This is a genomic window from Emticicia soli (assembly GCF_037860775.1).
GTDB classification, from domain to species: Bacteria; Bacteroidota; Bacteroidia; order Cytophagales; family Spirosomataceae; genus Emticicia; species Emticicia soli.
The window spans coordinates 511,649-523,299 of record NZ_JBBEWC010000004.1 but is presented as its reverse complement, the minus strand read 5'-3'; the positions used below and the strand labels follow the sequence as shown (position 1 = coordinate 523,299).

General features: G+C 37.2%; 10 protein-coding genes. 9 read left to right on the top strand and 1 reads right to left on the bottom strand.

The genetic code is table 11. The features are described 5' to 3' along the window. Positions 1-83: 83 nt before the first annotated feature. Entirely contained in the window at positions 84-1,298 is a 1,215-nt protein-coding gene (locus WAE64_RS07880) for an acyl-CoA dehydrogenase family protein (protein ID WP_340235713.1), read from the bottom strand. Between the two features lie 170 nt (positions 1,299-1,468). Between WAE64_RS07880 and WAE64_RS07875 the strand changes: the two genes are divergently transcribed. From WAE64_RS07875 to WAE64_RS07835, 9 genes are all read left to right on the top strand, one after another. Continuing rightward, positions 1,469-2,863, top strand: a complete 1,395-nt coding sequence (locus WAE64_RS07875) for a BamA/TamA family outer membrane protein (protein WP_340235712.1) — start codon at positions 1,469-1,471, stop codon at positions 2,861-2,863. 42 nt (positions 2,864-2,905) lie between these two features. Continuing rightward, positions 2,906-3,454 carry a hypothetical protein gene (locus WAE64_RS07870; protein WP_340235711.1) on the top strand — a complete coding sequence of 183 codons (549 nt, stop codon included), beginning with the start codon at positions 2,906-2,908 and terminating at the stop codon, positions 3,452-3,454. A 127-nt stretch (positions 3,455-3,581) separates the two neighbouring features. Then, positions 3,582-4,232 carry a hypothetical protein gene (locus tag WAE64_RS07865; protein ID WP_340235709.1) on the top strand — a complete coding sequence of 217 codons (651 nt, stop codon included), beginning with the start codon at positions 3,582-3,584 and terminating at the stop codon, positions 4,230-4,232. A gap of 191 nt (positions 4,233-4,423) precedes the next feature. Beyond that, entirely contained in the window at positions 4,424-5,152 is a 729-nt protein-coding gene (locus tag WAE64_RS07860) for an SOS response-associated peptidase (RefSeq protein WP_340235708.1), read from the top strand. Between the two features lie 13 nt (positions 5,153-5,165). Beyond that, the gene (locus tag WAE64_RS07855) at positions 5,166-6,068 is read left to right on the top strand and encodes a tetratricopeptide repeat protein (RefSeq protein WP_340235707.1); all 903 of its coding nucleotides are present in this window, start codon (positions 5,166-5,168) and stop codon (positions 6,066-6,068) included. A gap of 246 nt (positions 6,069-6,314) precedes the next feature. Next, positions 6,315-6,746 (top strand): Hsp20/alpha crystallin family protein, encoded by a 432-nt coding sequence (locus WAE64_RS07850; protein WP_340235706.1) that lies wholly within the window; start codon positions 6,315-6,317, stop codon positions 6,744-6,746. A 267-nt stretch (positions 6,747-7,013) separates the two neighbouring features. Continuing rightward, a complete protein-coding gene (locus WAE64_RS07845; protein ID WP_340235705.1) occupies positions 7,014-8,549 on the top strand; it encodes a Do family serine endopeptidase in 1,536 nt (511 codons plus the stop codon). 563 nt (positions 8,550-9,112) lie between these two features. Next, a complete protein-coding gene (locus WAE64_RS07840) occupies positions 9,113-10,531 on the top strand; it encodes a hypothetical protein (protein WP_340235704.1) in 1,419 nt (472 codons plus the stop codon). 87 nt (positions 10,532-10,618) lie between these two features. Continuing rightward, a complete protein-coding gene (locus WAE64_RS07835) occupies positions 10,619-11,587 on the top strand; it encodes an MraY family glycosyltransferase (protein ID WP_340235703.1) in 969 nt (322 codons plus the stop codon). Positions 11,588-11,651: the final 64 nt, after the last annotated feature.

Below are 11,651 nucleotides of genomic sequence, written 5' to 3'. Positions count from 1 at the left end.
TTTTTCGTTAGCATGAGGCTAACTTAACTATTTTTAAACTCTTTCGCAAAAGCGAAAGTCCTATGATATATATGATGTAAGACTTATTTTTTCCGAACATCTAAGCCATAGCCTTTCAGAATACCACGGGCAAGCGCAGCTTTGTGTACTTCGTCGGCACCATCATAAATACGGGCTGCCCTCTCGTGCGAATACCAATGTGCCAGCAAAATATCGTTGGTCATGCCCAGTGCGCCATGTGTTTGTATGGCTCTGTCAATCACTCGCAACATCATATTAGCCGTGAAGAACTTTATCATTGATATTTCGTCACGCACGGCTGCTGCTCCTTGCTCATCTATATTTTTGGCTGTTCTTAACACTAGAAGACGTGCGGCATCAATCTCAGCTCTGCTTTCAGCAATAAAGCCTTGTATAAACTGTTTTTCGCCTAATACTACACCCTCTTCCATTTCCCTCGAAACCGCATAGCGGCACATTAATTCAAAACTACGTTCGGCAATGCCAATAAAACGCATACAATGGTGTATTCTGCCCGGTCCTAAACGCTCTTGTGCCAACAAAAATCCTGCACCTTCTGCACCAATCAGGTTAGTTTGGGGTACTCGCACATTTTCATATACTACTTCGGCATGGCTTGCCCAACTATCGCCTGCATGCCCCATAATCGGAATATTACGTACCAGCTTAAAGCCCGGCGTATCGGTAGGGACTAATATTTGGCTGGCTCTTTTGTGTGGTGCTGCATCGGGGTTGGTTACTGCCATTACAATGGCAAAAGCTGCACCATCGGCCGACGACGTAAACCATTTATGCCCATTTATTACATAATCGTTGCCGTCTTTTACAGCAGTTGTTCCCATGCGTGTTGGGTTTGACCCTGCAAAATCAGGCTCAGTCATCGAAAAACAACTTCTGATAGTGCCGTCCATCAAGGGTTTAAGGTATTGCTCTTGCAGATGCTTGGGTGCATACTTATGCATCAGCTCTGTATTGCCAATATCAGGCGCTTGGGTATTGAAAGCAAAATGCCCGAAGGGTGTCATGGCCAGAATCTCACTTATTTGTCCAAACTCACAAAGACTCAGCTCCAGCCCTCCATCTTCTTTAGGCAAATGCAAACCCCACAAACCCGCTTTTTTTACCAAAGCTCTCTTCTGTTGTAAAACAGGCTCTATATGCGAGAAATCGTGTGTAAGATTTTCAGTAGTTTCAAGAGGATATAATTCGTTAACTACAAATTCTTTGATTTTAGGTAATAGCGTGCTGATTTTCTCAGTAACAAACAAACGCTCCATAGGCAAGATTTTTAGGTTGAATTTGTAAATATGGTAATAATTTAGATTTCCTGTATTGATTTGTAAAATTTTAAGTTTTTTCGTAGAAAATACATTAATTTTGGCTTTTCAATTATATTATCCTATCAGCTTTGAGTGTTAAAACGAAATTTCCTATCTGCCCCTTTTGAATGAACAAATTCAAACGCATTTTCTTTTTTTTACTTTTAATAATCTGCTGCTGCCAAAGCTTTGCGGCCGATTCGGTATTTGTGAGGCAGGTATTAATAAAAGGGAATATCCGAACCAAAGATAAAATCATTTTGCGTGAGGTAGGCGTGCACCCCGGCGATAGCCTGAACAAAGCCACACTTATAGAAGTGCTCGAAAACGACCGCAGGAAAATTGTAAACACCAACTTGTTTATTACTGTAAATATAGCAGTTGTTGATATAAGCGAGTCGGTGATAGATATTGAGATTGAAGTAAAAGAACGGCTTTATTTTGTGGCTTTTCCGGTGTTTTACCTGGCCGACCGAAACTTTAATGAGTGGTGGTATGAGCATAAGCGAGATTTACGAAGAACAATTTATGGGGTATACAGCAAGCATTCGAACCTTACGGGTAATAACGACCAGCTAAAGCTCAGGGCAGAGTTTGGCTTTGTGCCTAATTTTGAAGTGGCTTATTCGACACCGTATCTTGACAAAGACCTTACCAAGAGAATTTCGGTAGGAGTGCTGTATGTCATGAATAAAACAATGGCTTACCGTACCTGGCAAGATAAGCTACAGTTTGTGCAAAGCGAAACAAAACAACGTGAGCGATTGTATATATACTCAGTTTTTAGCCAGCGTAAAGGCTTTTACCAAAGCCAGCAATTAGAGCTAAGTTATACCAAAGTACAAATAGGCGATACCGTTGCAGTGCTTAACCCCGACTATTTATTAAATGCACAACAAAAACAGAATTACTTTCTTGCTAGTTATGCATATATATATGATAAAAGAGATAACCGACAATATGCGCTTGGCGGCTATTATGCAAGTTTTCAGGCATCAAAGTATGGGTTATTGCCGAGCGACAATATTAATGTATTCAGCCTTGCGGCAGGATTTACACAGTATTTCTCACTAGGTAAGAAATTCTATGCCAACTATAGTGTAAGAGGCCGCTTGTCGTTCCCCAAGAAACAGCCTTTTTTGCAAACGCTTGGTTTGGGGTATCGTAACGATTTGGTAAGAGGATATGAATTATATGTGATAGACGGCCAAAGATATGGGCTTATAAAAACTAACCTGAAATACCAGCTTTTTAATCGCACATTCGATTTGAAAAGGTATCTGAAGATAAAACAATTCAATACTTTTCCGCTGGCTGCATACTTAAATTCGTTTGCCGACGTTGGGTACGTTAAGAATGAGTTTTCGGGTTTGAATAACAGCCGTCTGGCTAATAAAATCATTGCCGGAGCAGGTGTAGGGCTTGATGTAGTAACATTTTATAATGTAGTAGGCCGGATAAATTACTCATTGAATGGCTTGGGAGAAAGGCGGGTTTTCTTTGCGGTTACCAGAGATTTTTAACTTAACAATAGATTAAATACTGATACAATTCGATTCAAAATCATGAAAATCTACATTTTTGTTTTAATTTTGTTTATTCTTGCTTGTAGTAACCCAAAAGAAACCAAGAAAGAGGAAGTGACCGTCCCATCCCCCCCAACAGAAGCACCTGCTGCTAGCAATGTGCAAAACCTGGCCCGTGCTATTATGGGCACAGGCGAAGGCCTTTTGAGAGGTGTTAAATTTGGCGATTCAATCGAAGAAGTTAAAAAGAAAGAAACTGTTGACCTTTTTGAAGAAGAAGATTCACACGTTGGCTATTCTTTTGATACAGAAAATCTGGAAACCGTTGACATTCTTTATGAAAAAAATAGTCAGAATCGGGTTTCAGGGATTGAATTGGACATTTATATGAACACCGACGAAACAAATGAAAGTTTGAAACAAGAACTGGTTGATTTGTTTACAGTACGTTACGGAAAGCCTGTATCGGAAAACCCGATACTTGTATGGAAAATTAAACCGACAGGACAAGTAAGCCTTAAGGTTGTGAAGAATAAATTGGATAGAGGACTAGAGATAAGATTCACGCAACAACCTAAATCTATTTAACGATGTCTTTAAGAAGAACCCTCTAAGAAAAACAACTTAGAGGGTTTTTTATAAGCCGATTTTAATGCTTCTGAGTAGTATGCTTAATACAGTTTGATACAAATCCATTTTACTTTATATGATAACCATGAAAAAAAAATTGTTGCCTTTGGCATTTATTAGCTCTTTAATAATAATTGCCTGCGAAGGCCCACAAGGCCCCGACGGAGCGGTTGGCCCACAAGGAGCAACCGGAGCCACCGGCACTGCAGGTGTTACAGGGCCTACTGGTGCCACCGGAGACAAAGGTGATAAAGGCGACCCCGGAGCACCAGGAGGAAATGGTGCCAACGGACAACAAGGTGCTACCGGAGAAAAAGGCGATAAAGGCGACCCCGGAACTGCCAACGTCATTTATTCAGAATGGTTTACGCCTAACTCAGGCAATTGGCAAAAGGTTTCGGATATTAACTATACATACACTATTGGAGAGGCAAGAATAACACAGGAAATTGTTGATAGAGGGGTAGTTTTGGCTTACAGCCGCCAAAGTGCCAATAGTGCCAGTTATTTGTTGCCGCTTACGCTTACTACCAGCTCTAGTATCAGCAATTATAATGTAGGCATGAGTTTTGGCAGTGTAATTATCAATTTCCTAGAGCTACTGGAACCGTCGGGGCAGCCAGCCAATAATTTACAGTTTCGTTACGTTATTATACCCGGAGGCGTACAAGCAAGAGCTAATTTGGATTATTCTGATTTTAATGCTGTTGCTAAGGCTTTCGGAATCCCGAAGTAGTTTGGAAGATTTGTCAGGAATAGGGATTGTAAAGACACCTTCAGGGGTGTCTTTACTTTTTTTACAGCTTTCGAACAAAATCAGGAAAATGGCTGTTTAACTTTATAAAACCTTGTTGAGTAAGCACAAATAACGTAAATTAGTGCTTACTTTTTTAGTAAATACTTTATTCCACAAAACGGCTTACAAAAATGTGTTATCATCTATCACAGGGAGTTCAATCTGATAGACTGAAAGAGCGCTACAGAGCTAAGAATTTCAAAGAACAGGATAAAATTAAGCCCGTATACCATGCCAGTGCTTTTAGTTTTTTGCCGTGGCCTGTTATTACCAACCATGAGCCTGATACCATACAAGCCATGCATTGGGGTTTGATACCAGCTTGGGCAAAGAGCCAAGATGATGCCCAGAAACTGCGAACTAATACGCTTAATGCTCGTATTGAAACTATCTTCGAAAAGCCATCTTTCAGAGAAGCAGCTCATAAAAAGCACTGCCTTGTACTTGCCACAGGCTTTTTTGAATGGCAAACCGTAGGTGCCAAAAAGTATCCGTACTATATACATCTGAAAGACGAAGAGATTTTTAGTATGGCCGGAATCTGGGAGACCTGGACTGATAAAAAGAGTGGCGAAACGAGAGAAACTTTCTCTATTCTTACAACAGAGGCTAATCCTTTAATGGCACAAATACACAATTCGAAGCAAAGGATGCCCGTTATATTGTCTAAAGAAACTGAACTGAATTGGCTTCAAAAAGGGTTCGATGAAACTACAATAAACTCTTTTGCCAAACCTTTCGACGAAAATAAGATGGTTGCCCACACAGTAAGCCGTTTTATTTCAGAGAAGTACTCAAATACACCTGATGTGCTTAAGCCCTATACCTATCCGGAGTTTATGCAAACCAGTCTTTTTTAATTGTATGATTACTATGTTAAATAAAAATCTAACTCTTCATAAGAGCAGCATAGCTTTTGGTTTTTGGACTATGTTTGCTGCACCGTTGGTTGGCGCTGGCCAGAAATGTAGTTATGACAGCGAAGTAGAAACGTTTTTTACACAACTAAAAAATAATGGACTTAATGAACAAGAACCCGTTGATTATCATTACTTTTTTATAGATGGAAGCCCTGATGATATTATGAAATTGAAAGATGTGCTGATTAAACAAAATTATCAGTATGTAGGTGTAGCCAAAGTGAGGGGTAGGTATCAACTTGAAGTGAGTAAAAAAGAGGCACATACTGCCGGCTCAGCCATTGAACGAAGAAAGGAACTGAAAGCCTTGGCAGCTAATAATGATGTGGAGGTATTTGATGGTTTTGAGGTGAAACTAACCAATGAAAATACTGAAATCTCGGATTTTAAAGAAGAAATTGAAAAAATACCAAATCAGCAGTTATTTAAAAAAGCTTTGGAATTTTATAATCGGAACGATACCGAAAAAGCACTTGTAGCTTTTGACCGTTGTGTTAGCCTGGGTATTAATCCAGAAGCCAGCTATTATAGAAGAGGTATATGTAAAGCTAGCATGGGAAATGTAAATGGAGCTATTGTAGATATGGAATATGTGGTTTACCTGAACCCTAAGCATTATGAAGCAAATTTTAATCTTGGGATTCTGTATGTTGATAAAGAGCACTACGATAACGCCATAAACTATTATCAGCAAGCGGTTACGCTAAATCCAAAAAGTGATAGTGGCTTTTATCGCCTGGCAGAGGCATATCAGAGAAAGGGTGTGAAAGAGAAAGCTTTGCAATATTGTGAAAAATCGTTGGCCGTAAATCCGGATAATCCTTATGCAAAAGAACTTTTAAAGAAATTGAATTGATAACATTTCTATATTTGATAGAATCGGGAGTTGGTCTTGTACCAGCTCCCGATTTTTTTTATGACGTTTTTGCAGTAGTTAAAATCTTGAAAATGACAATTTGTCGTTTATTTTGTCTGGCTAAATAAGGGGATATGTCATTTTGTCTTAGTTTTTGTGCTGGTACACAAATTGATAATTAGTTTAGCGTCGCCACAACGAAGTGGCAAATGAAAATGTTAAACAAGATTAAAATTAATAAAAACCATGGCAACATTAGTTAGAAATTTCGCACCTACATTTCCTGCATTATTAGAAAACTTTTTTAATGATTTTGAGCGTATAGCTCCAAAACACCAACATTCGTTTCCGGCTGTAAATGTTTTTGAAGACGAAAGCGCTTACAAAATTGAATTGGCTGCTCCGGGCTTGAAAAAAGAAGATTTTAAAATCAACGTTCACGAAAATGTATTAACCATTTCGGCTGAACAAAAAACTGAGAGCGAAGAAAACAACAGCAATGGTAAGTATACTCGTAAAGAATTTAACTATTCTTCATTCAAACGTTCGTTTACTTTACCTAAAACCGTAGATGGCGAAAAAATCGTAGCTTCTTACAACGAAGGCGTTTTAGGCTTATCATTGCCTAAAAAAGAAGAAGCAAAACCAAAAGAACCACGTTTAATTGAAATAGTGTAAGCATTGCACATTTTATATAAAAAGGCAAGATACCAACAGGCGTCTTGCCTTTTATTGCAAAGGCAGAAACCTGTAGTTAAAATTTGTTAAAAATCCATGCAGCCACGAATTTTCATAAATAGTTTTACGTTAAATTTGTGTAAAGCAAAAGAAAAATATTATTGCTATCTTTAAACCAGCAAATTAGATTTGGAAATATTTTACTAATGATCGGAGTGCCGGTCAGTGTAATCAGAATAATTCAGTTTAAATCAGCAGTCTAGAACTATGAACAACACATTAAAAACAATCGGTATTGCTCTTGCTAGTAGTATCGTTACTATAGGTGGTTATCGTATGCTGGGTCTTGAAGGCAAAGACGTAATTTTTAACGAAGCCTCAGCCCCTTCTATCAATCGTTTAGCTAACTATACAGGCAGCGGAGCCGCCCCCGGAGACTTTACTTATGCAGCCGAGCTTTCAACACCATCAGTAGTACACATTAAAGCAAAATCATCTCGTATGGTGCGTCAACAACGTTCAATCTTTGATGATTTCTTTGGAGAAGATTCTCCTTTCGGAATGCCTCGTGGCGGTAGCCAACAACAAGAGTCTTCGGGTTCAGGTGTAATCATCTCAGCCGATGGCTATATTGCCACTAACAACCACGTAGTAGAAGGTGCCGACGAACTAGAGGTTGTTACTTCAGACCACAAATCATTCAAAGCAAAAGTATTAGGAACTGACCCGTCGACCGATATTGCGGTTATTAAAGTAGAAGGCGCAAATTTCCCGGCAATGGCATTTGCAAACTCAGATAACGTGAAAGTAGGAGAGTGGGTATTGGCCGTAGGTAACCCTTTCAACCTAGAATCGACAGTAACAGCAGGTATTGTAAGTGCAAAAGGCCGTAACATTGGTATTCTGGCTCAGAAACAACAACAAATGTACCGCCGCAATGGCGACGACCGTCAACAAAGAACAACCGATGCTATCGAGTCATTTATTCAGACCGATGCAGCCGTAAACCCTGGTAACAGTGGTGGTGCTTTGGTAAACCTTAAAGGTGAGTTAATCGGTATCAATACAGCTATTGCCAGCCCTAACGGTGCTTATGCAGGTTATGCTTTTGCGGTACCATCGAGCATTGTTAAAAAAGTAACTGCCGATATTATTAAATTCGGAAATGTACAACGTGGATACCTAGGTATTAGCCTAATAGAACTAGATGGTAAAAAAGCAGCTGAGGTAGGCTCAAAAGTATCAGAAGGTATTTATGTAGCCGATTTAGTAGAGAATGGCGCTGCTAAAGCTGCGGGTGTTCAAAAAGGTGATGTAATTGTGAAAGTAGATGGTGTAACTACCAGAAGCAGTTCAAGTTTACAAGAACTGATAGGTCGTAAACGTCCGGGTGAGTCAGCATTGGTTACAGTATCACGCGATGGTAAATTGAGAGATATTAATGTAACGCTTCGCAACCGTGATGGTGGCAAAGATTTCTTGAAAAAAGAAGTTGCTGAAAGTAATAACGCATTTGAGAAATTGGGTGTTGATTTAGCTGACCTTTCTTCAGGCGATAAACAAAAACTAGGTGTACAGGGTGGTGTAGTTGTAAAGAAAATTTATGATGGTGACATTGCCGACTATACCCAAATGCGTGAAGGATTTGTGATTTTGAAAGTAGGTGAGCGCAGAGTTAGTTCTGTAAACGACTTCAAAGCGGCTATTAAAGAAGCGAAAGAAAATGGAGATGAAGGCGTAATGATTTGTGGCACTTATCAGAGTGCATCACGTACGACTTGCTATGGTTTGAGTTTAGAATAGTGACGCAGATATAGCGTAAAATAAGAGTCCCAGCCCCAAAGCTGGGATTTTTTATGTTCACATAGTAATATTATATATATGCTGGTTAGTAATTTCGCTTTCATTAGATTAATAAAACTGATATTCGTTGTCAGACTACATTTTTTCTCAATGCAATAAAATGTGAATAACTTTTATCTTGAACACTATCATCAAAAATGAGATAGTTTTCAGAATCCTCTTGTTTCCTTGTCTATGGTTTGGTTAGTTCTCATATTTATCGAGGCGAAAAACTTCCTCTTTTAGAAAATCATATATAAAATCATGGCTGGCATTATCAAAATGGTTTCCAAGGTTGGTATTGCTGTAATTGAGAGTTGTACAAAATAAATATTCACCATATTGTCTTTTATTAGCATAAAGCTACCTCAACTATTTTTTTACTTTTTCGTAAGAGCGAAATACCTAACTATATAACCATTAAATAAAATTTCTATATAATATTTTTTTTAACCTAAAAAGGTCATTAATTTAGCATTAAGAAAAAAAGGATTGTTAATTAAAATCAATAAAACTTTTACGTAATGAAAACATTTTTTACTAAGTCGCTCTACATTTCTGCGATATTTTCAGCAAGCACCTTGGGGGTATTTGCACAAAAAGAGAGAGCCAATGTGGGTATTGGCACTACACAACCTGATCAATCAGCCGTGTTGGATATTAAATCTTCTTCTCAAGGTTTATTGATTCCACGTATGTCATTGCAACAACGTAACTCAATTCAGAATCCGGCTAATGGTTTGATGATTTATCAAACAGATTTGCTTTCTGGCTTTTATTTTTATGATGGAAAAGAGTGGAAGCCAATGGCCTCTGGTAAAGAAAACTACGCAGTAGCAGCTGACCCAAATGACTGGACAATGTCTGGAAATGCAGCTCCTTCGAATGCTTATTTAGGTACTACAAATGGTACTCCTATTCAGTTCAAGATAAATAACAACAAGGTTGGTACTTTATCAACAGGAAATAGCTTGTTTTTAGGTTACTTGGCTGGTAATGTTACAACAGGGGCAAATAATGTGGGTTTGGGTTATTTGGCATTAGGTGCTAATACTTCTGGTAATAATAACGTTGCTATTGGTCGTGAAGCTCTTTCTGTAGGTACTAGTAGTGCCTTTAACACAGCAATTGGTACAAACGCCTTAAAAGTTAATACTGCAAATTCAAATACTGGTATTGGAGCTGAAGCTTTAGGAAAAAACACTAGTGGGGCTTTAAATACAGCAATAGGTGCTTCTGCATTAAGAGATAACACGACTGGTGGTAATAATATTGGTATTGGTTGGGCTGCAGGCGGATTCAATACAACTGGAGGCAGTAATATTGCTATTGGTGCTTACTCTTTATATGAAGGAACTGCTACATCTAATAACTTAGCTATTGGATATGAAGCAGGTCGTAAAAACAATAGCACTGGTAACATCTTCTTAGGCTACAGAGCGGGTTATAACGAAACTGGTTCAAATAAACTTTATATTGCTAACTCAAATACAGTTAATCCTTTAATCAAAGGTGAGTTTGATAACAGAACTCTTAGAATTAACTTAGGTGCTAGTAGCTCACAAACTGTTGGTTTCTTAGCAATTGGTAACTTCGAAACAACCTTCCCTATGCCAACTGGTAACTCTTACCGTTTGATTGTACAAGACGGTATCATTACTGAGAAAGTAAAAGTTGCAGTAAAAGGAACAGGAGATTGGGCTGACTACGTTTTTGAGCCATCGTACAAATTAATGCCATTAGATAAAGTTGAGTCTTTCATCAAAGAAAACAAACACTTACCTAATGTTCCATCAGCAGAAGATATGTCTAAAAATGGTTTAGATGTAACTCAAACAAGTGCTAAATTGATGGAGAAAATTGAAGAGTTAACTCTTTATGTAATCGAATTAAATAAAGAAGTTAAAGCTCTAAAAGCTGAAAACGAAAAATTAAAAAAATAATATTTGAGTCTTGAGGGTTTTAATAAGGCAAACCAGTAATGGTTTGCCTTATTAATTTTTTTATCATGATACTATAAGCTTCCTAATATGAAGGCACTTTTATTGCTAGTTTTTTTTTCTTTAACTGAATTAGTATATTTCCGCATAGCAAACTATTTTAATATTATTGATAAGCCTAACCAGCGAAGTCTTCATACAAAAGTAACAATTCGTGGAGGTGGTATTTTATTTGTCATAGCAGTTATATTATTTTTTATTTATTCAAATTTTTCATACCCTTATTTCTTTTTTGGAACGCTCTGTGTAGCTATTATAAGTTTTTTAGATGATATATACACTCTTTCGAGTCGTTATAGATTACCCTTTCAATTTCTAGCAATCTTGATGATTATTCTTGAACTAGACATTTATAATAATTTCTCTTTGGTTTTTGTTGTAATTTATTTAATAATAGGTGTAGGCATTATAAACGCATACAACTTTATGGACGGAATAAATGGCATTACTGGGGGCTATAGCACTGTAATTTTAGTAGCTTTATGGGTTGTTAATAATTACTATAAATCATTTATTGAAAATGATTTCCTTTTCTTTGTTTTAGCTAGCGTTATTGTATTTAATTTCTTTAATTTTAGAAAAAAAGCACTATGTTTTGCCGGAGATGTTGGAAGTATTTCTATTGCAGTGATTATTCTTTTTTTGATTACAAAAATCTCTATTATAGATAATAATCCAATATTCTTCTTATTTTTATCGGTATACGGGGTTGATTCAATAGTAACAATCATTTATAGGCTCAAAAAGAAAGAAAATATATTTCAAGCACATAGAAGCCACTTATTTCAGATAATTGTCTTTCAAAAAAAAATCCCTCATTTGTTAATGTCAGGCATCTATTCATTATTACAACTTTTAATCTGTTTTTTAATAATTTATCAATTACATAGCCCATTTATAAATCAATATTTAACTGGCGCCTCAATTATAATTATTTTAATATCCTCTTATATATTTATAAGATACAAAATATTAAATAAAGTATCTATAGCCGAATAATAAAAAATTCGCTAATCAATTACTTACAAATCTTGTAAGGCAGCTGATAATATTTATATTTGTT

Coding starts and splice junctions, on each gene's coding strand:
- WAE64_RS07880 (WP_340235713.1), bottom strand. CDS start 1,298: ATGGAGCGTTTGTTTGTTACTGAGAAAATCAGCACGCTATTACCTAAA.
- WAE64_RS07875 (WP_340235712.1), top strand. CDS start 1,469: ATGAACAAATTCAAACGCATTTTCTTTTTTTTACTTTTAATAATCTGC.
- WAE64_RS07870 (WP_340235711.1), top strand. CDS start 2,906: ATGAAAATCTACATTTTTGTTTTAATTTTGTTTATTCTTGCTTGTAGT.
- WAE64_RS07865 (WP_340235709.1), top strand. CDS start 3,582: ATGAAAAAAAAATTGTTGCCTTTGGCATTTATTAGCTCTTTAATAATA.
- WAE64_RS07860 (WP_340235708.1), top strand. CDS start 4,424: ATGTGTTATCATCTATCACAGGGAGTTCAATCTGATAGACTGAAAGAG.
- WAE64_RS07855 (WP_340235707.1), top strand. CDS start 5,166: ATGTTAAATAAAAATCTAACTCTTCATAAGAGCAGCATAGCTTTTGGT.
- WAE64_RS07850 (WP_340235706.1), top strand. CDS start 6,315: ATGGCAACATTAGTTAGAAATTTCGCACCTACATTTCCTGCATTATTA.
- WAE64_RS07845 (WP_340235705.1), top strand. CDS start 7,014: ATGAACAACACATTAAAAACAATCGGTATTGCTCTTGCTAGTAGTATC.
- WAE64_RS07840 (WP_340235704.1), top strand. CDS start 9,113: ATGAAAACATTTTTTACTAAGTCGCTCTACATTTCTGCGATATTTTCA.
- WAE64_RS07835 (WP_340235703.1), top strand. CDS start 10,619: ATGAAGGCACTTTTATTGCTAGTTTTTTTTTCTTTAACTGAATTAGTA.